Source organism: Marinilactibacillus psychrotolerans (genome assembly GCF_900101525.1).
Classification (GTDB): domain Bacteria; phylum Bacillota; class Bacilli; order Lactobacillales; family Carnobacteriaceae_A; genus Marinilactibacillus; species Marinilactibacillus psychrotolerans.
The window spans coordinates 39,344-60,793 of sequence record NZ_FMZD01000007.1; the positions used below are offsets into that span (position 1 = coordinate 39,344).

Consider the following 21,450-nt stretch of genomic DNA (forward strand, 5'->3'; position numbering starts at 1 on the left):
TTATGTCATTGAGTGTATGTTTTTGTTGCTTTAGATGTTTTATATTGATAACGTAATAAATCGCAAGAGAGAGCAGATCATATATCTGTTCTCTTTTTTGTTTACTTAAAAGGAGATGATCAAATGTCTGATGACTCTATCAATAACGAACAAATACTTTCACCATTACAAAAGATTCGAGAGAACAAAAACATTGATGAGATAGCAGGACTAATCTTAAACATTATCTCATTGACTGGATTAACTGTTGATGAAGTTGCATCAATCAATTACTACATTATGAAAGAAACATTGAACGCGAAACATAATAAAGAGTTTATGAAAGAGAAACTTAGCATCAATGTGACTCAGTTAGGGCCTGAAGGAATCTTTCAAGTGCAGCGTGCATTACTAAGTACGTATCATGAGAAGATTAAGTAAGGCTGATTTATAATGCAACATCAGTTAAGTAAGTTAGAACGTCGGATCTTTTACAACTCTCAAGAATGGAGAGATTTACGACCAATTATATTGGAAAGAGATAACTTTGAATGTCAGTGGTGTAAAGAAGATGGAGATGTAAAGATCAAAGGTGACATAACTAAAGAAGGTAAGCCAGTCATCTTGGAAATTGATCACATTAAAGAATTGAAAGATTATCCTGAGTTATCTTTGGAGCCTAGTAACTTAAGAACATTATGCAAAGACTGTCATAACAAACGACATAAGCGATTCAATTTCAAAGAATCTAAACGACAAAAGAAATGGAATGATGAATGGTGGTAGTTTATATACTATATGAATTCATATTAACAACAGAAGATATGTCTCTACAAGATTCAAGGAGACTAGTTAAAGTTTTTCGTAAGTATGAAGATGCCAAGCGGTATGCTAATGAGAGTTTTGAAAGATTCGAGATTGAATGTCCTTCAGTTTACTAAAATAAATTTATATAAGACCCCCCGTCGAAAACTTTCAATGTTTAAACTGATTTTGGAAACCGGTGGATAGGGTTAATCGTCCAGATATATGCGTTAATTTTTTTACTAGGGGGGGTGTAGGTGAGATGAAGCAATCCGAATTGAAGAAACAGCTGCTAAAACAAATAGATATAAATGATCAGATGGAAGTTGAAAAAGTTGAAAGATATCTTGATCTAGTAAGACTTTACAAGAAAATGAATTCTGCTATTACAAAGTATGGTGCAATGGTTCCGATTGAAAATGGATCGCAAAAATTTATTAAACCGAACCCTGCAATTGCTGAAAAAGTTAAAATAAATCGTGCATTAATCGCTCTTGGAAAAGATTTAAGTCTGGATGAACTATCCAAAACAATTACAAGTAATGAAGATGATTATAGTGAAAGTGATTTAACATGATTTATCAAAAATACGTTGACTTCTATATTCAGCAATATAAAACTGGTGAAATTAAATTTAATAAAGAACGAATCGAATTAGTAGAATACTTAGAAAAATATATTTTAATTCGGGATGATATTTACTTTAATGACAAGATGATTGATGATTGCATCTCTTATGGTGAGAAGTGGTTTTTTCCGCTTAATCCGTTTCAGAAATTTTTGATTGCATTTGTCTTTTTATTTTTCAAAAAAAACAACCGACCATTCTATCGTAAACACTTTTGGTTCTTTGGTCGTGGAGGTGGTAAAAATGGGTTACTTTCAGTAGTGCTCAACTTTTTACAGACTGAATTGCATGGGATTCGTGAATACCATATCTCTATTGTTGCCAACTCTGAGGATCAGGCAAAAACGAGTTTTGAAGAAATCTACAATACGGTAAAACGTAATAAGACATTACAAAAAGCCTTTGAATATGGTAAAACAGTTATTACTTCTAAAAAAACGGATAGCAAGATCAAGTTTAGAACTTCAAATGGAGATACAAAAGATGGTCTTAGAGATGGAGCAGTTGCCTTTGATGAGGTTCATAGATATGAAAGTAATAAAGATGTTAAGGTTCATATCAGTGGTTTAGGTAAAAAGCCTAATCCAAGAGAATTCTATACTGGAACCGACGGATATGTTCGTGAAGGATTTTTGGATAGTTTAAAAGAAAAAGCTAAGAGAGTATTGAACGGTACGAGCCGTCCCAATGCTCTTTTTCCATTCATGTGTAGTTTAGATTCTGAAGACCAGGTCAATGATTCTGATAATTGGGAGTTAGCAAACCCGATGCTACACAAACCTTTATCGGATTATGCGGAAGGTTTGCTCGAGACGATATTAGAAGAGTACGATGACCTGGAAGAAGATCCTGCTAACCGAGAAGAGTTCATGACTAAACGTATGAACTTACCAGTAGTAGATCTTGAAAGATCTGTGGCAAGCCGAGAAGAAATTATGGCCACTAATCGTCCATTTCCTGAACTTGAAGGGAGAGAAGCGATTGGATGTTTGGACTATGCCAGTTTAAGAGATTTTGCAGCATGTGGATTGCTCTTTAAACAAAAGGAAGATTATATTTTTAAAACTCATTCTTTTGTTCGGAAAAATTTTGCTGATATTTACTATGGATATTCAAGAAAAGCAACTGAAGAAAGAAAAGAACGCTTTGCTCCAATTAGAGAATGGGAAAAGAAAGGTTTATTAACCGTATTGGACGAACCCAGCATGGATCCAAAACATATTATTGATTGGTTTGTTGAAATGAGGTATTTATATGGGGTGAATAAGATCGTAGCAGATAATTTTAGAATGGATCTTTTGAAACCGATGTTTGAAGCTGAAGGCTTTGAAGTTGTGATTATTCGAAACCCAAGAGCAATTGATAGTTTATTTGCTCCAAGGATTGAGAATGCTTTTGCAAATAATCATATGATCTTTGATGATAACCCTTTGATGCGTTGGTATACAAATAATGTATTGGTTAAAACGAAACCTGATGGAAATAAAGAATATTCTAAAAAGGAACATGTAAGAAGAAAAACAGATGGGTTTAAAGCTCTAGTAGCTGGAATGTACTGTATAGATGAAATTGAAAATATTAATATTGAGGATGCTTTCGATGTCTTAGATGAAATTGAGTTTTAAAAAGGAAAGGATACAAGTCCCTTCCTTTTAAATATCTATTTAAAAATTGATTCTCTTATAAATTCCCATTCACTCTTGGTAGCACGCCCTTGATAATTTTTTGTTAGTTCGCAAATAAACAAAGAATCATTGTTATCTAGAACTTTATTTAATTTATTTGACATTTCTTGTGGGGATAAATTACTTCTAACTAACCAAAATGACTTTTGCAGTTTAATATAAGCTCCAAAGTTTTTGATAATATCGAATACTTCATCATACTTTTGTCCAGGATCGTTTAAATCATAACTAATCGAATATGGTTTGTACATTTTAATCACCTCCTTTCGTTTCGATTATATCAAAGTGAAAAACGTTTACAATAGAAAGCGAGGAAATAAAGTGAATCAATATAAAATCCTTAGACCAATAATAGAAAATAATAATAAATTAAGCATTTTTGATTTATTATTATTTTGGATTTTTATAATCATAATTAATCAAATACTGATTCAGCCTACTATTAAAAACAAAAAGGTTGAAAGTCCATTAAAGTATTATGTTATCCCTAAATTTATATTTGAACCTCTGAGTAACATTAAATCGGAAGGAGGTGATCCAAATCTCTCAACCAGTGAGTAACTGGTCAATTGTATATAAATATATTTAGTCGCTAGCACATGCTAACGGCTATTTTTAATGCTTGATTGGAGGTGATAAGTATTGAGCTTAACGGATATGCTGAAGAACACGTTCACTAAGAATTCTGAGATAGATTGGATGTTTGATCTTGATTTAATTCAAGATACGTCAGAGCGAGCTTATCTAAAGAATATGGCTATCAATTCTGTATTGGACTTTGTTGGTAGAACCATGTCAACGGCTAAGATTAAGTTTAGACAAGATAAAGAAACGCTTAAAACTGATTGGGATTATATTTTAAATGTACGACCAAATAAAAGCCGTTCAGCTGGAGAATTTTGGCATAAGTTTTTTTACAAATTAATGATGGATAATGAAATTCTTATTATTTTATCAGACGATAATCAGTTATTGATAGCTGATGATTTTGTGAAGGAAACATATGCCATATACGAGGATAAATTTAAAGGAGTCATCGTAAATGATTATGAATTCAAACGTTCTTTTACGATGGATGAAGTAATCTATCTACAATATAACAATGATCAATTAAATAAAATTACTGATGGGTTATTCAAGGATTATGGTGAACTAATGGGACGTATGCTTGAAGTCGCTATGAGAAATAACCAAATCCGTGCTGGTGTGTCAGTTCCGAGTAAAGGTTCAGCTAATGACGAAGGAAAAACCACACAACGGCTGCAAAATTTTATTAATAAGATCTATAAGTCTTTTAAAAGTTCTTCAGTAGCAATTGTTCCTAGGATGAACGGATTTGAGTACGAAGAATATACAAACAAAATGGGTGTATCGAACCAATCTTTGGAAGATGTTACGAAAATGAAGAAATCACTGATTGATGATGTTTCTCGTGCCGTTGGAGTGCCAAGTGCTTTAGTGCATGGAGAAATGGCAGACTTAGATTCGAATATGAAAGCTTTCAAGAGATTATGTATCGCTCCTTTAGTGAAGAAGCTACAGGATGAATTAAACGCTAAATTATTGACTAATACTCAATTTAAGAATGGCGTACGGATTCAGGTTACAGGTATATTGATTCCAGATATGTTTGATATGGCAACAAATATAGACAAGATTATAGGATCAGGTGTGTTAAGTCCAAATGATGTGTTAGAAGACTTTGGAAAAGAACGTGTAGACGATCCTTTGATGGATAAGCATTACGTTACGAAGAATTATTCTTACAGGGAAGAAGAATTGAAAGGAGGTGAGGAAACTGAAAATCAAGATTAATGGTCCAATCATTTCGAATGATGACAAATGGATCTATGATCTATTTGAAATCGAAGCTACTTCACCTAACGACGTAGTCGATAAACTTGTTGACGGTGAGGAAGTTGAAATTTCAATTAATTCATATGGCGGTCTGGTTGATGCAGGTAATGAAATCTATACTGCTTTGATGGGACACAACGGACCGGTGAATATTGATGTTGTTATGGCTGGAAGCGCAGCAAGTATCATTGCAATGGCTGGTAAACCTACTAGAATTAGTCCGGTTGGTCAGATTATGATTCACAATGTATCTATGATGAGCGCTGGAGATTATCATGACATGGATAAAGCTAGTGAAATTTTGCAGAAGGCAAATAACTCTTTGTCTAATGCTTACGTGATTAAAACGGGTCTTTCAAAAGAAGTAGTTCTTGCGAAGATGGATGAAGAAACTTGGTTGACTGCTAATGAAGCAAAAGAATTGGGATTTGTGGACGAGATCATGTTCGAGAACCAAGAACGGCCTTTGATGGTAGCTGATGCTGGTGCTGGATTAATACCACAGAATGTAATTGAAAAAGTTAAAGAAATGCAGAATACTAAGCCCGCAATCAATGTAGACTTAGATGCTGAGAAAATCGCAGATCTTGTACTTGAGAAAATTAATCAATCTGAAAAAAGAGAACCACAAGCGGAGAATACATCTCCATTTGGAAGGTTCTTTTTTAATACCTAAAAATTAGGAGGAAAAAGTTAAATGACAATGAAATTAAAAGGAATGGAAACATTCAACGAAGCAAAGGCAGCATTTATTGCTGCTGTTAAATCTGGAGCTAATGAAGAAGAACAAGGACAAGCCTATGCTTCTATGATCGACGGATTAGCAAGTGATGTATTAGAAGAAGCAAAAATTGCAGCTCGTCAAGAGGCAGAGCAGTATGCAATTGGAACACCTGCAGATGGTAAATTAAGCGCAGGACAACGTAAATTCTTTAACGAAGTGACTACTGAAGTAGGATATAAAGAAGAAAAGTTACTACCTCAAGAAACAATTGATGAGATTTTCGAAGATATGACAACTGAACACCCTCTACTTTCAAAAATTGGTTTGAAAAATGCCGGTTTACGTCTGAAGTTCTTGAAATCCGAGACAACTGGCATTGCTGTTTGGGGTAAAATATTTGGAGAAATCAAAGGTCAATTAGATGCTGCCTTCAGTGACGAAGAAGAAATATCAAACAAACTAACTGCTTTTGTAGTTATTCCTAAAGATTTACGTGATTTCGGTCCTGCCTGGATTGAAAGATTTGTACGTTTACAAATCCAAGAAGCTTTCTCAGTTGCTTTAGAATTAGCTTTTTTAACTGGTGATGGCCAAGATAAACCAATCGGATTAGATCGTGACATCAATAACGGTACAATCACTGGTGGTGTTACAACTTATCCTAAAAAAGCAGCAGAAGGAACTTTGACATTTGCTGATCCAAAAGCAACTGTTAATGAGTTGACTGCTGTTTATGAGTATCATTCTACTAAAGAAAATGGGAAATCACTTTCTGTTGGTGGAAAAGTAGTAATGGTTGTTAGTCCAATGGATTCTTGGAAAGTACGTGCACAGTATACACATTTAAATCAAAACGGAGTATATGTTACAGCATTGCCGTTTAATTTGGATATTGTCGAATCTGAAGCAATGACTCAAAACGAAACATTAACTTTTGTAACTGGTCGTTATGATGCCTATGTCGGTGGCGGTGTGAAAATCAATAAATTTGATCAAACTTTAGCGCTTGAAGATTTAGAGTTATTTGTAGCTAAACAATTTGCATTTGGTAAAGCAAAAGATATCAAAGCGTCTGCTATTTGGACATTAGATATGACAACTACTGAAACTGTACCAGCAGGATAATATAAAATAGGAGGAATAAAACATGGCTCAATTTAAAAGTCCGATAAAATTTAAAGGTATTAAAGAAGGTAAGGTATTTGCTGCTAATGAACCGTTTGAGATGAGTATTAAACGCGCTGAAGAAATTCAGGAAAATGTAAAGAAAGAGTATGACATTGACTTGAATTTCGAACGTTTGGACAAACCAGGAGAAGAAAAGTAGGTGACAACCTATGAACGTTGAAGTAATAGTAACTGATGAGCTACTCAAGAAATTTAAAGCACGAATGAAGATCTTTCATACTGCGGAAGATGACGACTTAAAGGATATCCTAGCAGCTTCAAAGCGGGATGTCCTTTCTTTAGTTGGATCCACTGCAGAAACAGATGAACGAACAACTGAATTGATATTGAATCGCTCCAGGTATGTCTATAATGACCGCTTGGAGTTTTTTCATGAACATTTTCAGTCCATTATTTTTGATTTATCTTTGGAATATGCGACAGATTTGGATGGTGATGTAGATGCCGATCAATCCACAGTATAAGCCACCGAAAACAGAATCGGGAGATCTGAGAACGTTTGTCACATTTTATGATAAGCAAAGCAATGGACCAGAGCCTTCTCAGTCGAGTGGAGCAAAGCTATTTGAATGTACTGCAGAAGTGTATAAGCCTTCAATGAAAGACTTAGAGGTCATGAAGGCAAACGGAACTGGAAAAGGCGTCACCATTGTTATTCGGGATCCTTTGATGGACTATGTGCCAACAAATAAACATAAAGTAACGATTCATGATCGAAGATTCCAAGATGATGATTGGGAAGTCACGGATGTACGTCCAGATCTTCAGAACAATAAATTCATCACGATTTTATTGGGGGCGACGTCATGAGTTTTGAAATCAAAGGCGTTGAAGAACTGCTTAGAAAAATGGAATCAGAGTTAGGCGAACGTAAAGTATCAAGAGTGGCCAACAAAGCTTTGAATGAAGCTGGTGAAGAGTTTAAAGAAGGATTAGCACAAGCTGTATCAAGTTACAAAGATACTGGAGCCACAGCTGATGAAGTCGTGATAGGACGTGCTTCTAAACGAGGTGGTAGACGAACGGTAAAAGTTGGTTGGAATGGACCAAAACAACGTTACAGATTAGTCCATTTAAATGAATTTGGATATACAAGGTGGGGGAAAACATATTCTCCACGTGGAAGTGGTGTGATTCGTAAATATATTGATGTGGCCGGTAAACAATATGTTTTGGATGTTAGAAGAAGACTGGAGGATCTAACTAAATGAAAGATATGTTAACGATTATTTATGAAGAACTCCTTCAGAATTCTTTAATTAACGAAAAGATTACAGCTGACCGTATCGGCTATTATGTTTACGTAGAAGATAAAGACCACACAAAAACGTTTATGATTATTGAACCTTTAGGACCACCACTACCAGGAGTTGTAGGTAGTGATAAGGAATTAAACGTACAACACACTTTTCAGATAGATGTTCAAGGTACGGATCGAAAAGAATTGAAAGTTATACAACAACAAGTCAAAGCAGTCATGCTTAGCCTGGGATATGGTCAATTACCTGAAGGATTAGATGAATGGCTCCCAGATGTTAACAGATATGTGGATGCAAGGCGTTATAGAGGTTTAACAAAATTATATGATACAGACTATTAGGAGGAAATAAATTATGGTATTAGTTGGATTTAAAAAAGCAACGATTGATATTTTTGACAAAGATAGAAATGTTACTAAACAAATCATTATTCAAGGAAAACAAGATGAAGGTGCTACAACATCTGCAGAAATTACAGGATTATCTGCAGAGCCTGTGAAAGTATATGGATCAGATGTAGCTTATTATGTATCTCAACGTGGTACTAATAATCCATCAGTTAATCTTGGATTGTTAGATTTAGAAAATGAAGATAGTGACATCATGCTTGGATATAAACTTGCTGATAGCGGAATTACTTTTGTTGGGAATGATACAGAGCCACCTTATTGTTCTTTATTATTAGAATCAAGTGATTTGAATGGGAATGTAGCTTTGCTAGGATTCTTTAAAGGGAAGTTTTCTAAAGAGAATACAACACTTAATACTCTCGGTGAAGGAACTTATACTCCTGAAGCTGAGAATTATGTATTTACTCCTATTGAGGATGATCGCGATGGAGAATCTTTAGGACAGGTAATGGGTAAATATGTAGGTGCTGATGAAACTACGATTACAGCGCTACGTGAACTAGTAGCGCCGGCAGTACAAGCTGAAGTGCCAGCTGGATAATGTGAGGGAGTCTATCTCCCTCTTTTTTATTAGGAGGATGAAGTAATGTCAGATGAAATCAGAATTGATCTGGTAAATGATAAAGGGCAAAAGAAAACTTATACTCAAACACTTATTCCATTACAGAAATTATTAGATGGCTTAGATTTACAGGAAAAATTTGAAAAAGAAGAAATCAAAAGTCAAACCGATGGTGTTAAAAAGAAAGTGGAATTTGTAGCTGGATGTTTTGACGACGAGGATGTCACTACGGAATCTATACTCAAAGGATTAGATGTACGTCAATTTGAAGAAAAGATTGACGGTATCATCAATATTGTTATGGGAATCGATCCAGAAACAAAAAAATAGCAGACGGAGAAACCGTTACAGCTACTTCAGTTAAAAAACAAATTTATTCGTTGATTCGACAAATTGTTACTAATTTAAGTGGTTTTTCCGTAAATGATGTACTACAAACGGACTATGATCTGTTAATTGAGATATTATGCAATGAGACCGAAACAAAACAGAATAAGCAAGAAGTAGTATCACTCTTTGACTTTGTCGAGTCTTTAGGGTGATTTTTTAATACTTAGGAAAGGAGGAGAATTATGGCAACAACTGCTCCATTAGGAAAGATGATTGTTGAGTTAGGACTCGATAGTACCGATTTTGGGAAGAGTCTGCAGTCGTCAAAGCGTGAAGTGAAGTATTGGGCTAGTGACATGAAAGCAAGCATGAGAGCCGCTGATTTGGCTGGTAACACGCTTGGTAAGTTTGAAGCTAAACACAGAGGGTTAACTAGTGTGATCAATGCACAACGTAAGTCGGTTGATCGAATCAAAAAATCATATGACAATTCTTTTGTTGATGGTAAACCAACTGCTCAAACTGAAAAACTTGCTGCTCAATTAAGAAATGCTGAATCACAATTGATTAACTACAACAAACAATTAGTCGACAATGCTGGATCAATGGCTAGGTGGAAAGTTGAGAATGAAGGGTTAACTGGTGGTTTAAATAGGCTAGGCGGTGTTCTATCAAAACGTGGTAAGCAGATGTCTGATTTTGGAGATAAGATGACCACACATGTTAGTTTGCCGATTGCTGCTGGTGTCGGATTAGCAGTTAAAGCCGCTGTGGATTGGGAGTCTGCATTTACTGGAGTTAAGAAAACAAATGATGAAGTTGTAGATTCTAACGGTAATGTCGTCTATAGCTACGCTGACTTAGAAGAAGGACTCAGAGGACTGGCCAAAGAATTACCATCAACACATGCTGAAATTGCAGGCGTTGCGGAAGCGGCTGGACAGTTAGGGATTCAAACGGATAACGTTAAAGGTTTTACCAAAACGATGATTGATTTGGGCGAATCAACTAACATGACAGCTGATGAAGCCGCTACTGCATTTGCACGATTGGCCAACGTTACGGGTATGTCGCAAAAAGATTTCGATAGGTTAGGATCTACGGTTGTAGATTTAGGAAATAACTTTGCCACGACTGAATCTGAAATTACTGAATTAGCTTTAAGATTGAGTGGGATTGGTAAACAAGTCGGCTTATCTGAAGCGGATATTGTTGGAATAGCAGCTGCTATGAGTTCAGTAGGAATTGAAGCTGAAGCTGGTGGTACTGCAATGACGATGGCCATGAAGAAAATGCAGAATGCTGTTTCTGAAGGCGGTAAAGATTTAGAAGGATTTGCTGACGTTGCAGGAATGACTGCTGGAGAATTTGCTGAAGCATTTGAAAAAGATCCAGCTCGCGCATTACAAGCGTTTGTTGAAGGACTTCAACGTGCTAGCGATGACGGAGAAAACTTAAATGGCGTTTTAGGTGATCTTGGAATCAAAGGAATTCGTGAATCTGATACTTTACTACGATTAGCTGGTAACAGTGAATTACTTGGGAAAGCGTTAGACCAATCAGGGAATGCTTGGGAAGAAAATAGTGCATTGTCTGAAGAAGCTAGAAAACGTTATGAAACAACCCAGGCACAACTTGAAATGTTGCGGAATGAAGTTATCGATCTTGGAATAGAATTTGGTGGACCGCTTGTTGAAGCGTTTAGAGATGGCATTACAGTAGCCCGTCCATTTATAGAAAGAATTGCTGAATTAGCCGAAGCCTTTTCTGATGCTGATCCAGAAATGCAAAAAACCATATTAAAAATGATCGGAATGACGGTAGCAGCTGGACCGCTATTAAGTATTACGGGTCGAGTAGCTTCTGGATTTGGTGGATTGACGACTAAAACGATTGGATTACTTGGAGTCTTAGCTCAAAAGAAAACGATCAAAGAGTTTAGTGCTCAACTATTAACTGGATCAACCGATATCATGAAATTTGGTGGAGCCGCAGCAACTGCTTCAGGACCTCAGGGCGTTGGAGCAATGACGACTTCGTTAGGACTATTAGGTCCAGTCGGTTGGGGAATCGTAGGAGCTGGTGGTTTATTAGCTGTTGGTTATGGTGCTTGGAAGCTTTGGGGCGAAGAAGCCTACAACTCTGCCGAACGTACGAAACAATGGGGCACAGATGTTGGTTCGGTAGTCGATAAGAACTTAGATAATATGCAACGGCTAACGAACGAATCTCAAGGTCAATTTAATTTGCTAGCTGAAGGATTCGATGTTAACAAAAAAGATATGTCGAATAATTTTGTTGAGCTTGGAGAAACCATTCAATCTAGTCTAACAGAACGGATTACAAAATTAGACGAACTAATGAAGAACCTTCCTGAAACAGTAAAGGAATCTCTAAATGAATTATTAGAAGAAGACAAAAAGCAAGCAGAAGAATCCCTTGCAATTGTAGAAGAAAATAATAAACGTATTGAAGAAATTCGTAAAAACGCAGCTAACAACAATAGAGAGTTAACGGTTGCTGAAGGAAAAATTCTGAATAGTTTAAATAGGGAATCATCAGAAGCTTACATTAACACTTTGAAAATTTCTCAAAAAGAAAAAGAAAATATACTAACTGCAATGACTGGTGACGTCGAGAACGCCACTAAAGATCAAGCTAAGGCTTGGGCAGTCAGTTTAGGAGAACAACGTCAAGAGCAGAAAAAACACTATAATGAACAAAAAGAAGACTATCTAGCCGCGCTTAAAGAGTTGGGTTACAGCGATGAAGCTATTGCAGAACAAGAAAAAGTATGGGAAAAAGCGAATGAAGCAACTACTCAAGGTATCGATCAACAACTAGCTATAATTGCTGAAAAGTACCCTGAAATTGCAAAGGAAATTTCTTTGACAAATGGACAGACTATTGCCTCAATGGGAGAAATGGGAGATGCACAGCTAAAGAAAAATAATGAAATTATCAATTCTGCAAAATCCCTATCTGACCAATTAGCAGAAAGTGCTGAAAAGAATGCTGAAATTCTTTCTTGGACTGCTGACGAAGCAGAAACTGGAGCTGAAACATGGAATAGTATTGTTCTAGATCCTAAAACAGGGGAAGTTAAAACTAACGTTAGAGAAGAAGTTATTGAAGCTTCAAAAGAATCAGAAAACTGGAATCACATTCGTTTCCAATTGAAAAATGCCGACCTTGATTCTAACGCTAAACAGATTATTGGAGAAGCCGCTATTCAAAACGGATGGTGGGAAGGGATGTCTTGGGAAGAGAAATCTGCAATCATCAATGATGAATTTTCTGAAACGATTATTCGTTCCCTCGAAGACAGCGGCAAATGGAATGAGATGGAGTTAGAAGAACAAAAAGCTTTAATGTACTCTAACTCACCAGAAAAAATGACAGAAGCGCTTGGCTATCTTGGTTTGTGGGATGAATACGAACCGGAAATAAAAGATATAAATGCGGACAATTACGGATTCATTCAGTCGATTATGGAATCAGAAGAAAAGATGGCCATTTGGAAAGAAGTAAATCCTGATACAAAAGAAATTTTAGGGAATAACTACGATCTATTGTCTAAAATATTTGCTTCTGAAGAATCATTAAATCGGTTTAAAGAGTTGCCGGATGAACAAAAAGCCATTCTTGGAGATAACGCTGATCTGTTATCTGCAGTTACTCAGTCTGAAGTTAATTATAATCGTTGGCTAGGTCTGCCTGAAAAAGATAAAAAGTTTCTTGGAGAAAATTCTGACTTACTAAATACTGTTTTAAACTCTGAAACGGAGTATAACAGATGGTTAGGGTTACCTGAAAAAGATAAGAAAATATTAGGTAATAACACTGACTTATTAAATAAAGTATTAAGGTCTGAACAGGACTACAATGATTGGAAAAGACTTCCAGAGTTTGAGAAAGAACTAAAAGTTAATAATTCTAAGGCAGTTACTCCAACAGAAAACGCGATTAATTCTTTAACGGATTATAAATACTTTTCTCCTGGATCAGCTAAAAATTTAAACGTAAATACGAATGCTCCAAATACAAGGAATTCATTACAGAGAACTAAGAACACATGGGGCAGCATCAGGTCAGGAACGAAAACTTTTACCACTGTATTCAAAACGGTTGGTAATGCAGTCAAAGGTTTTCTTGGCTATGAAAAAGGTACAAATTATCATCCTGGCGGTCCGGCAATTGTAAATGATCAAGTTGGTTCTAAATTCCGAGAAATGGTTTCGTTACCTAATGGTAAAGCCTTCATTCCTTCTGGACGTAACGTATTGTTAGGAGATTTACCAACAGGTTCAAAAGTATTTAAAGCTTCATTAACGGAGAAAATGTTTCCTGGTATTCCTCAATATGCAAATGGTGTGGGGATTCCTAAAGATTCTACTGTAATACAGAATCTGAATCGTGTTAGAGAAGCTACGCAACAAAATCAATCAATTAATGTAAATAATGATTTTAGCGGCTTAGAAACTTTACTAAGACAAATGTTGAATGTAATTAGTCGTCAGCAACCTAAAATAGAAATGAATTTTGAGAGTTACGGAGACATGGATCCAAGAGAAATCAGTCAACAGCTTGCATTTCTAACACAAATCCAAGAAAGGGGGAGTTTATCATCGGGTTAGCTTATTTTGAATATAAAGGGAAGAAATCTACAGACTTTGGATTAATGATTGATCCAGAGTTTTCGTTAGTTAGTCCAGAGTATGATGTAACATTAGAAGAAATATCAGGTGTGGATGGAGATATTGCAACAGACAACAAACGATATAAGGGGCTAGCTCGTGAAATTCCCGTTTTCTTTGACTCTGTGACGAATTTAAATCAGTCAGCAGATGAAGTATCTAATTGGTTGAAAACGAACGTAGGATGGCACGACTTGACCTTTTCTGATAATCCTAATTTCGTTTACCAAGCGTTACATTATGAACAATATGATATAAAGAAAACATTACAAGAGTATTCAAAAACAATTATCAATTTTAGATTAAAGCCTTATAAATTTTATCAATCTGGATTAACAGAAATACAATTAACAAATGGCCAGACATTGAATAATATCGGATCACGCCCAGCTCGTCCTTTATTTAAGCTATTAGGTAGTGGGGATATGACCTTAACCGTTGGTGAAGAAATCATTAATCTGCAAGGAGTTGACACTGGAATAATTATTGATGTCTTGGCTGATACAGTGGTCAACATCAATGGTCGTATTCCAGAGTGGACTAAACTCTATACGTATCCACTTCCTAAAATGCCTGTTGGAGAATTTACATTGTCATGGACTGGTGCAGAATCCGTTTCAATGATTCCTCGCTGGGAGGCGTTACTACCTTGAGCAATGTCATTTTATATGAAAGTACAACAACTGACTTCTTTAATCAAGGACTTGGTCCATTAACAGAAGCTAAAGATCCGAAAGTTACCGAAGTAGGGAATGGTGAGTTTTATCTTGAGTTAGATTATCCAACTACTGGTAGATTATTTAACCAATTAAAGAATGGTAACTTGATAAAATCTGATGCTGGTCATGAATTAAAAGATCAACGATTCGAAATTAAACGAGTTGTGAAGTCTATGAAACAAGGATATGTATCTGTTTATGCAGAACATATTTCTAATCAAGCGTTAGATATTGCATTACCTGCAAATGTGACGTTATCAGGTAGCGCTCAGACAGCTCTCCAACAAGCTCAAAGCAATGGATTAGGTACATTCAAGCCATTTACAATGAGCAGTGATATCACGACCACAAATAGTACTACCTTATCAATTAAAGAGTTTAAAAACTTGAAACAAGCATTAGGTGGTGTAGAAGGATCTATTCTTGATACTTGGGGTGGCGAATACAAGTTTGACAATTACCATATATCGTTGTTTAAGAAGCGAGGCAGACAAGCCAACGCTATGATTGCCTACGGTCGTAATTTAGTCGACCTGGAGCAAGAAGAAAACATTATGAATACATTTACCTCAGTTTATCCTTATGCTGTCTGGAGAGACAAGGAAGGCGCAGAGCATATTATCGAAGGTAGCGTGATTCATAGCGAACACGCTGATAAGTATCCTCATCATAAGGTTTTACCAGTAGATTTTACTTTAGAGGTAGAGGATGATACAAAACCAACCGCAACAATGTTAAATCAGTTGGCTACTTCTTATATTGAAAATAACGATATAGGTGTTCCAGAAGTATCGATTAGACTGACTCACTTAGACCTATCTAAAACTCTTGACTATAAAGAATATGCAGAAGTTGAAAAGCTAAATGTTTTTGATGAAGTGAAAATCTATTTCGCAGATTTTGATATCAATACCACAGCAAAAATAGTAAGAACTGTTTGGAATGTTAACTTAGAACGGTACGACGAGATTGAAGTCGGAAAAGTTAGAGCAAGTCTTTCTGATCGGATCAATACAATTGGTAAACAAATATCTGAAGCAAGAAAAGAAGCACAAGATGCTCGTAACGTTTCAATGGTTGCAGCTAATGGTGTGAATATGGTTTTCTTTGGACCAGATGAACCAACTGCAACTAAAGTCGGCGATAGATGGTTTATGGAAGACGGACAGTACACGATCTCTAAAGTTTGGGATGGTGTTATTTGGCGTGTAGTAAGTGACCCAAGATTAAGTGATCAAAACGCTCAATTAATCTCTGAACAAAAAGATCAAATCGATGATATGAAATTGGATGTTGATTACTCATATGACCAACTACAACAAACGATCGCTAACAGCGGATTTACTGACTTAAATACAGCATTTGGTAACGTTAAGACTTTGAGCGAACAAGCAGAGTCTAACGCTTATAACGCAATGCAACAGGCAATAGGCAACGCTAGTTTGATCGACAATATGGAAAGTTCAATTATCAGTGTTAACTTAGATATTGATGATATAGAAGGCACTTTGCAGACTACAGTTAGCCGAATAAATGATTTGGATGGAGATTTTGATTTTGTTCAAACACAGTGGACTCAAACCTTTGAAAATTTTGAAACAAGTGTTACTGGATCTGACGGACGTTTAACGTTAGCTGAACAATTCCTTGATGGCTTTAGAAATACAGCATTTGATCCTTCTACTGGACAATTAAGTTTGACTGAACAAACCATAGCTGGTCTGCAATCGACCGTCAGCGATCCTGTGAATGGATTGGAAACACGAGTGACGACTATTGCGAATGGATTTCAAGTCTTGTCCAATGATGTAGATGGGTTAGAAGCTCAATTATCAGTAACAAACGAAAATGTATTAGCTCGTGTGCAAAAAGGCGACGTATACAGCCAATTATTAATCGACTCACGCAATATCTTATTTGATGCTAATGACCGAATTATGTTGAGCGCAAATAAAGTTGTAATTGATGCAACTCAGACGTTCATCCCTGGGGCAGTAATTGAAAATGCTTCAATAGACAGTGCGAAAATTAGTAAGATTGATGGTAATGTAGCGAATATTATCAATATCAACGTTGATAATATTGTAGGTAATCGCTCTGAGTTTATTCAATCATACTGGAATGATATAACGAGCTCGGTTCAAATCAGTTCTGCGGGATTGATTACAACCGGAACAAACACTAAAACCATCATTGAATCTGGTTCGATTTATAACGAAGGACAGTTAAACGGAGAACTTGCGCAAGTATTTCTTGAACAAGGAAGTATGTTGTTATCTCAAGGGCTTTACGAAGGAGCTTTATCCCCTCGTAACGGATTGATTTTACAAAACGGCGGAACTATGGGCATACAAGCTAACTTTTCCGGGTTGAGTGTGTTTACACCGGATGGCGACATATTTTTTGGCGTTGATGGTATCCAATTGAATAACGGTGCTTTTATTAAACGTTTAGGTCCAGTATCGGATGGGATGGAATGGTCTGTTCCTGGATTCATGCATTTTTCTGCTTGGGGAAGTCGTGCGTTTTCAGTTTACTCAGATGCAGTTTCTTTTTATCGTACACTTTCTACTGAAGGCAATACTATCGCCGCACGAAATGTAGATGCCAATAACGCTTATGATGTTCTTGAGTTGAATGCTTATCGAACGGATTTAGGAGATTTTCTGTTAGGAAAATATTCAAGTGGTGGTCGTTATGTTCGTTCTACCGCAATAAGAGAAGCAACAACCTCATCAGGAGCGAATGTTTCGATATCGAGTTCAGGAGACATAAGAACTTCGGTATCAGCACGTAAATATAAAGATGACATTAAAACTGTCACTAACCAACTCGATTTAGGTAAATCGATTATGTCATTAGAAATCAAGTCATGGTATGACAAAGCAGAAATGAAATCTTCCGTAAATCCCTTAAATAGATATTATGGGTTAATTGCGGAAGAAGTCGCTGAAGCTGGACTAACAAATTTCGTAGATTATGTGGATGGAGAAATAGAAGGAATCTACTATGATCGTTTATGGATTCCATTGGTTCCTGTTGTTGCAGACCACAATATTAAAATCGAAAATTTAACTAAGTTAGCAAGCAAAGCCTATTTAAAAGCTGGATCAAATGAAGAAAGAATCGAAGTGTTAGAAGCAGAACTCAAATTATTAAAAGGAGAACGATAATGAAAAACTATGAAATAGCTAATATTAATGGTGTGTTAATGGAATTACTAGATCAACCAATCAAAGGTAAGTTAAAATTTAAGTTGTTTAAGTTGAAGGTCGAACTAGAGAATAAATTGAAAGTAGTGTCTGAAACTTTAAAGGATGTAGACGACGAAGAAGAACGTACAGAAATCATTAATGAAGAACAAGAAGTATCGTTTGAGACCTTTGAAGAGAGTGACCTAGAGAATTTAGAATTATCTATAAGACAATTATCAGCACTACAACCAATACTAAAAGGAGAGGATAAATAATGTTGGCAAATATACAAGAAAGTGCAACCTTACAAGCAGAATCAAAAATAGGAGAAGAAACAGCGGTAAGCTTTAGTTGTAATGTTACAGTAGAAAACGTATCTGGGTCTGGAAATAGCGTTACGATTAGGATACGAAATGTCGATCTATACGAAGCGAACAAAACACAAGTACGAAATGACCAACGAGAGTTTCAAAATTTAGTTTGGGAGACAGAAGACAGGCTAGCAGCTAAACAAGCGGAGGAGACGAGCGAATAAGCTTGTTTCTTTATATTTACCCAGAAAGGAGATGAGCCATGAAATACAATCAACTAATCATAATTTTAAAAAAGTGGGATGCGCTTGCTGTCTCGCTTTTTTCTATATATTTCGGATTTATTATGTTTTTAAATCCACAATTTATAAATACGTATGAACTATATGATTTGATTGGAAAAATATTTAGTAATGGCGTTTTCGCAACATTATTTATCATTAGTGCTTCTTCAAAAATTCTATCTATATTCTACAATCTTAAAAACTTGAGAGTGATATCAATATCCATGTTAACAGGTCTATGGGCGTTGTTTGGTACAGGGTTTCTTATGTCTCCCGTCAGCAATACCCTTTATGCTTATTGCTATCTCATTGTGATTTTATGCTTTGGAATAGCACTTAAGGAGTTGTTAGATTGATGGAGATATTTATACCTGTTTTTGTGGCAGTTATTTCGATATCTGGAACTATTTTAGTAGGTAGATGGACGAACAAAACCACACTAACGAAAACGAATATAGAGAACGCAAATAGCCTTTACGATCAATATAAATCAATGAACGAAGATTTAAGAAACCAAGTTAACGAGTTAAGAGAAGAGTTAAAAACCGTAAGACAAGAAGTTAATCTAATGAAGGAAGAAAACGAAAAGAAGGAAAATTTTTATAAACACCAAATAGATTTAAAAGATGAAGAAATAGAAAGAAAAGACGAAGAAATCGAACGGTTGAATGATGTAATCGAAGAGAAAGACGACTTAATCCACGGATTAAAAAACACTTTAAAAGGAGAAATGAACAATGGAAAACTTAATGAATGAAGCAGTAGGAATAGCGTTTGTAATGGCTCCGATTATCGGAATTGTAATCCAACTAATTAAACAGTCAGAAATTAATAATAAATGGCTACCTCATGTATCTGTAGTAGCTGGTACTGTAGTAGGAATTATCTTTGCTGTAGCGATGGGAGCAGACTATTTTATCTACGGATTAGCTGGATTTTTATCAGGAGCAGCCGCAAGTGGATTGTATGACTTGGTAGTCAATACGAAAGGCGGAAAATAATATGACAACTTTATGTATTGCAGGACACGGATTGAAACCAGATGGATCATTCGATCCAGGAGCAACAGGATATATCAAAAAAGGCGAACACAGATATATGAAAGAAAATCTATTTCCCGCAATGAAACGACATTTGCCAAAAGGCGCAGATGTCGTTTTCTTTTCAGAACATAATGTATTGCATTATGGGGATCTCGTTAAATTGGCTAATAGCTACGGAAAAGATACTAAGGTAATCGAATTCCATTATGATGCATTCACTCCTGGATCAGAAGATGGCCACGTGATTATTTGGGGTAACTACAAACCAGATTCACTTGATCTACGATTAAGAGATGTAATCAAAGATATGGTTGGGTTACGTTTTGCAGCATATGGCGAAAAAGGAATTAGCGCACGGACTAACTTAGGAAACGCTAGAATGGCGGCAAAAGGTGGCGTGAACTATAGATTGGTAGAATTAGGATTTGGAACGCATAAAGAAGAAGCGGATATTTTAGTTAATCATGTAGATGAGTATGCTAGAAAGTTAGTGGAAGCTATTTTGAATACTAACGTAGAGGCTAAGCCAGTTGCTAAACCAATAGTTAACAAGTCGAAACCAGCGCCTAAACCAACAAAACTAAAAGAAGATGGTGCGTTGGGATCTGATACCACTAAAGCTTTACAAAAACACTATGGCACGCCAGTAGACGGAATTATCAGCGGACAGCCTAAAAATAATAATACTAGATATATATTTAGCACATCCTACGGTAGTGGCGGTTCAACGCTTATTAGAGCAATTCAACGCGACCTAAACACACCAGTAGATGGAATAGTTTCTTACAAGTCTACAATGATTAGGGCCTTACAACGCAAATATGGCACACCTGTGGATGGATATATTTCTTATCCTTCAGCTTTAATTAGAGAAATGCAAAGACGATTGAACAACGGAACATTTTAAACTAGTCGATTTCTACCAGTTATAAAAAGTAAGTAAGCCTCCATAATCGGGGGCTTTTTTTATTTATCTATTTTTTCTGTATGGATTTCAAAAATGATGTCAGTTGTTTCGTCATTATACTTTTTTTGTACCTCAAACAACTCTATTTTAAAAAGAATAAAGTTTTTTTTATTTTGAAAGTCTATATAAGAAATTTCAAGTTCAATTTCAGGTTTGATTTTTATAGGGTAGGGTAACAACATATAATTCCATAATAGACTAATAAATGAAGTAACTTGTAAATCAACTGTTTCTCCTGGCATTACTACAGGTATATACTTGTGTGCGGGAAGGTTTTCCGCTATATGATATATAGAATGATTTTGGTTCTTATGTGTGAATGAAAAATTATCAAAATCAAATATATCATTTTTATTAGATAGGTAAAAACTAATATCTTTACGTGCTTCCTGACTTATAATGGAGTTAATATGATCCAAATTTTTAACTTCGTAGTTATAATCTACTTTAGTTATAGCAGTTTTACCCGCATTAATAAGAGGTAATGTTAACTCACTAAAAACTCCACTATCATTCAAAAACATTCCATTTTGAACAAGATCTTGACCTGGTAATAAATTTTTGATTTTACTTTTAATGTTATTCAAGAATAACAATGGGAGCTTATCTAATTCTTCTTTTTCTCTTTCTTTTTTTAACTGAAATCTGAATAATGAATAAGAACCCAAAACACCTACCATAGAACCATAAAGAGAAAACATTCTATCTTCTAAAAGGAAGTCTAAGATAGTATCATTAGATATGATTAAAACAATGAGTATGAATAACATAATTAAAAGCACTTTTGATAGTTTATTTACTTTCATAAA

25 protein-coding genes are annotated in these 21,450 nt (G+C 35.7%); 23 read left to right on the top strand and 2 right to left on the bottom strand.

What is annotated here, in order from left to right; genetic code table 11:
- Positions 1 to 123 precede the first annotated feature (123 nt).
- From BLT22_RS05165 to BLT22_RS05180, 4 genes are all read left to right on the top strand, one after another.
- Complete coding sequence (locus BLT22_RS05165; RefSeq protein WP_091761345.1) at positions 124 to 420, top strand: hypothetical protein; 297 nt, start codon at positions 124 to 126, stop codon at positions 418 to 420.
- Between the two features lie 12 nt (positions 421 to 432).
- The gene (locus BLT22_RS05170) at positions 433 to 765 is read left to right on the top strand and encodes an HNH endonuclease (protein WP_091761347.1); all 333 of its coding nucleotides are present in this window, start codon (positions 433 to 435) and stop codon (positions 763 to 765) included.
- 280 nt (positions 766 to 1,045) lie between these two features.
- Positions 1,046 to 1,360: a P27 family phage terminase small subunit gene (locus BLT22_RS05175; RefSeq protein WP_091761349.1), complete on the top strand. Its 315-nt coding sequence runs from the start codon at positions 1,046 to 1,048 to the stop codon at positions 1,358 to 1,360.
- A complete protein-coding gene (locus tag BLT22_RS05180; RefSeq protein ID WP_091761351.1) occupies positions 1,357 to 3,036 on the top strand; it encodes a terminase TerL endonuclease subunit in 1,680 nt (559 codons plus the stop codon). The genes BLT22_RS05175 and BLT22_RS05180 overlap by 4 nt, the downstream gene beginning before the upstream one ends.
- 35 nt (positions 3,037 to 3,071) lie before the next feature.
- On the opposite strand, the gene BLT22_RS05185 is transcribed toward BLT22_RS05180, so the two are convergent.
- Positions 3,072 to 3,347, bottom strand: a complete 276-nt coding sequence (locus tag BLT22_RS05185; RefSeq protein ID WP_091761353.1) for a hypothetical protein — start codon at positions 3,345 to 3,347, stop codon at positions 3,072 to 3,074.
- 391 nt (positions 3,348 to 3,738) lie between these two features.
- Here BLT22_RS05185 and BLT22_RS05195 point away from each other — a divergent pair, with 391 nt between their 5' ends.
- The 19 genes from BLT22_RS05195 (at position 3,739) to BLT22_RS05285 (ending at position 20,581) form a co-directional block, all read left to right on the top strand.
- On the top strand, positions 3,739 to 4,911 hold the full coding sequence (locus tag BLT22_RS05195; protein ID WP_176935344.1) for a phage portal protein: 1,173 nt from the start codon (positions 3,739 to 3,741) through the stop codon (positions 4,909 to 4,911).
- On the top strand, positions 4,895 to 5,629 hold the full coding sequence (locus BLT22_RS05200) for a head maturation protease, ClpP-related (RefSeq protein WP_091761506.1): 735 nt from the start codon (positions 4,895 to 4,897) through the stop codon (positions 5,627 to 5,629). Before BLT22_RS05195 ends, BLT22_RS05200 begins: the two co-directional genes overlap by 17 nt.
- 21 nt (positions 5,630 to 5,650) lie before the next feature.
- Positions 5,651 to 6,802: a phage major capsid protein gene (locus BLT22_RS05205; protein WP_091761357.1), complete on the top strand. Its 1,152-nt coding sequence runs from the start codon at positions 5,651 to 5,653 to the stop codon at positions 6,800 to 6,802.
- Between the two features lie 22 nt (positions 6,803 to 6,824).
- The gene (locus BLT22_RS05210; RefSeq protein WP_091761359.1) at positions 6,825 to 7,004 is read left to right on the top strand and encodes a hypothetical protein; all 180 of its coding nucleotides are present in this window, start codon (positions 6,825 to 6,827) and stop codon (positions 7,002 to 7,004) included.
- Positions 7,005 to 7,014: 10 nt separating this feature from the next.
- Entirely contained in the window at positions 7,015 to 7,329 is a 315-nt protein-coding gene (locus BLT22_RS05215; protein WP_091761362.1) for a hypothetical protein, read from the top strand.
- The gene (locus BLT22_RS05220; protein WP_091761364.1) at positions 7,307 to 7,675 is read left to right on the top strand and encodes a hypothetical protein; all 369 of its coding nucleotides are present in this window, start codon (positions 7,307 to 7,309) and stop codon (positions 7,673 to 7,675) included. Before BLT22_RS05215 ends, BLT22_RS05220 begins: the two co-directional genes overlap by 23 nt.
- Entirely contained in the window at positions 7,672 to 8,076 is a 405-nt protein-coding gene (locus tag BLT22_RS05225) for an HK97 gp10 family phage protein (protein WP_091761366.1), read from the top strand. Before BLT22_RS05220 ends, BLT22_RS05225 begins: the two co-directional genes overlap by 4 nt.
- Positions 8,073 to 8,465 (top strand): hypothetical protein, encoded by a 393-nt coding sequence (locus BLT22_RS05230; protein WP_091761368.1) that lies wholly within the window; start codon positions 8,073 to 8,075, stop codon positions 8,463 to 8,465. The genes BLT22_RS05225 and BLT22_RS05230 overlap by 4 nt, the downstream gene beginning before the upstream one ends.
- Positions 8,466 to 8,478: 13 nt before the next feature.
- Positions 8,479 to 9,075, top strand: coding sequence for a major tail protein (locus tag BLT22_RS05235; RefSeq protein ID WP_091761370.1), 597 nt, complete (start codon positions 8,479 to 8,481; stop codon positions 9,073 to 9,075).
- Between the two features lie 45 nt (positions 9,076 to 9,120).
- Positions 9,121 to 9,426: a phage tail assembly chaperone G gene (gene gpG / locus BLT22_RS05240; RefSeq protein WP_091761373.1), complete on the top strand. Its 306-nt coding sequence runs from the start codon at positions 9,121 to 9,123 to the stop codon at positions 9,424 to 9,426.
- 242 nt (positions 9,427 to 9,668) lie between these two features.
- Positions 9,669 to 14,063 carry a phage tail tape measure protein gene (locus BLT22_RS05245; protein WP_091761375.1) on the top strand — a complete coding sequence of 1,465 codons (4,395 nt, stop codon included), beginning with the start codon at positions 9,669 to 9,671 and terminating at the stop codon, positions 14,061 to 14,063.
- Positions 14,054 to 14,776 (top strand): distal tail protein Dit, encoded by a 723-nt coding sequence (locus BLT22_RS05250; RefSeq protein ID WP_256333879.1) that lies wholly within the window; start codon positions 14,054 to 14,056, stop codon positions 14,774 to 14,776. The genes BLT22_RS05245 and BLT22_RS05250 overlap by 10 nt, the downstream gene beginning before the upstream one ends.
- Positions 14,773 to 18,015, top strand: a complete 3,243-nt coding sequence (locus BLT22_RS05255; RefSeq protein ID WP_176935346.1) for a phage tail spike protein — start codon at positions 14,773 to 14,775, stop codon at positions 18,013 to 18,015. The genes BLT22_RS05250 and BLT22_RS05255 overlap by 4 nt, the downstream gene beginning before the upstream one ends.
- On the top strand, positions 18,015 to 18,311 hold the full coding sequence (locus BLT22_RS05260; RefSeq protein ID WP_091761379.1) for a hypothetical protein: 297 nt from the start codon (positions 18,015 to 18,017) through the stop codon (positions 18,309 to 18,311). The genes BLT22_RS05255 and BLT22_RS05260 overlap by 1 nt, the downstream gene beginning before the upstream one ends.
- Positions 18,311 to 18,571, top strand: a complete 261-nt coding sequence (locus tag BLT22_RS05265; protein ID WP_091761381.1) for a hypothetical protein — start codon at positions 18,311 to 18,313, stop codon at positions 18,569 to 18,571. The genes BLT22_RS05260 and BLT22_RS05265 overlap by 1 nt, the downstream gene beginning before the upstream one ends.
- Before the next feature lie 38 nt (positions 18,572 to 18,609).
- The gene (locus tag BLT22_RS05270) at positions 18,610 to 18,987 is read left to right on the top strand and encodes a hypothetical protein (RefSeq protein WP_091761383.1); all 378 of its coding nucleotides are present in this window, start codon (positions 18,610 to 18,612) and stop codon (positions 18,985 to 18,987) included.
- Positions 18,984 to 19,388 carry a hypothetical protein gene (locus BLT22_RS05275; protein ID WP_143020629.1) on the top strand — a complete coding sequence of 135 codons (405 nt, stop codon included), beginning with the start codon at positions 18,984 to 18,986 and terminating at the stop codon, positions 19,386 to 19,388. Before BLT22_RS05270 ends, BLT22_RS05275 begins: the two co-directional genes overlap by 4 nt.
- On the top strand, positions 19,369 to 19,632 hold the full coding sequence (locus tag BLT22_RS05280) for a holin (protein ID WP_091761387.1): 264 nt from the start codon (positions 19,369 to 19,371) through the stop codon (positions 19,630 to 19,632). The genes BLT22_RS05275 and BLT22_RS05280 overlap by 20 nt, the downstream gene beginning before the upstream one ends.
- A 1-nt stretch (position 19,633) precedes the next feature.
- Positions 19,634 to 20,581, top strand: a complete 948-nt coding sequence (locus BLT22_RS05285) for an N-acetylmuramoyl-L-alanine amidase (protein ID WP_091761390.1) — start codon at positions 19,634 to 19,636, stop codon at positions 20,579 to 20,581.
- A 59-nt stretch (positions 20,582 to 20,640) separates the two neighbouring features.
- Here BLT22_RS05285 and BLT22_RS05290 read toward each other — a convergent pair whose 3' ends face one another.
- The gene (locus BLT22_RS05290) at positions 20,641 to 21,447 is read right to left on the bottom strand and encodes a hypothetical protein (protein ID WP_091761392.1); all 807 of its coding nucleotides are present in this window, start codon (positions 21,445 to 21,447) and stop codon (positions 20,641 to 20,643) included.
- Positions 21,448 to 21,450: the final 3 nt, after the last annotated feature.

Excerpts from the sequence above, each read along its gene's own strand:
- BLT22_RS05290 (WP_091761392.1), bottom strand. The coding sequence starts at position 21,447 with ATGAAAGTAAATAAACTATCAAAAGTGCTTTTAATTATGTTATTCATA.
- BLT22_RS05180 (WP_091761351.1), top strand. The coding sequence starts at position 1,357 with ATGATTTATCAAAAATACGTTGACTTCTATATTCAGCAATATAAAACT.
- BLT22_RS05165 (WP_091761345.1), top strand. The coding sequence starts at position 124 with ATGTCTGATGACTCTATCAATAACGAACAAATACTTTCACCATTACAA.
- BLT22_RS05285 (WP_091761390.1), top strand. The coding sequence starts at position 19,634 with ATGACAACTTTATGTATTGCAGGACACGGATTGAAACCAGATGGATCA.
- BLT22_RS05170 (WP_091761347.1), top strand. The coding sequence starts at position 433 with ATGCAACATCAGTTAAGTAAGTTAGAACGTCGGATCTTTTACAACTCT.
- BLT22_RS05220 (WP_091761364.1), top strand. The coding sequence starts at position 7,307 with ATGCCGATCAATCCACAGTATAAGCCACCGAAAACAGAATCGGGAGAT.
- BLT22_RS05245 (WP_091761375.1), top strand. The coding sequence starts at position 9,669 with ATGGCAACAACTGCTCCATTAGGAAAGATGATTGTTGAGTTAGGACTC.
- BLT22_RS05270 (WP_091761383.1), top strand. The coding sequence starts at position 18,610 with ATGAAATACAATCAACTAATCATAATTTTAAAAAAGTGGGATGCGCTT.
- BLT22_RS05175 (WP_091761349.1), top strand. The coding sequence starts at position 1,046 with ATGAAGCAATCCGAATTGAAGAAACAGCTGCTAAAACAAATAGATATA.
- BLT22_RS05205 (WP_091761357.1), top strand. The coding sequence starts at position 5,651 with ATGACAATGAAATTAAAAGGAATGGAAACATTCAACGAAGCAAAGGCA.
- BLT22_RS05280 (WP_091761387.1), top strand. The coding sequence starts at position 19,369 with ATGGAAAACTTAATGAATGAAGCAGTAGGAATAGCGTTTGTAATGGCT.
- BLT22_RS05215 (WP_091761362.1), top strand. The coding sequence starts at position 7,015 with ATGAACGTTGAAGTAATAGTAACTGATGAGCTACTCAAGAAATTTAAA.
- BLT22_RS05235 (WP_091761370.1), top strand. The coding sequence starts at position 8,479 with ATGGTATTAGTTGGATTTAAAAAAGCAACGATTGATATTTTTGACAAA.
- BLT22_RS05210 (WP_091761359.1), top strand. The coding sequence starts at position 6,825 with ATGGCTCAATTTAAAAGTCCGATAAAATTTAAAGGTATTAAAGAAGGT.
- BLT22_RS05185 (WP_091761353.1), bottom strand. The coding sequence starts at position 3,347 with ATGTACAAACCATATTCGATTAGTTATGATTTAAACGATCCTGGACAA.
- BLT22_RS05260 (WP_091761379.1), top strand. The coding sequence starts at position 18,015 with ATGAAAAACTATGAAATAGCTAATATTAATGGTGTGTTAATGGAATTA.
- gpG (WP_091761373.1), top strand. The coding sequence starts at position 9,121 with ATGTCAGATGAAATCAGAATTGATCTGGTAAATGATAAAGGGCAAAAG.
- BLT22_RS05230 (WP_091761368.1), top strand. The coding sequence starts at position 8,073 with ATGAAAGATATGTTAACGATTATTTATGAAGAACTCCTTCAGAATTCT.
- BLT22_RS05225 (WP_091761366.1), top strand. The coding sequence starts at position 7,672 with ATGAGTTTTGAAATCAAAGGCGTTGAAGAACTGCTTAGAAAAATGGAA.
- BLT22_RS05265 (WP_091761381.1), top strand. The coding sequence starts at position 18,311 with ATGTTGGCAAATATACAAGAAAGTGCAACCTTACAAGCAGAATCAAAA.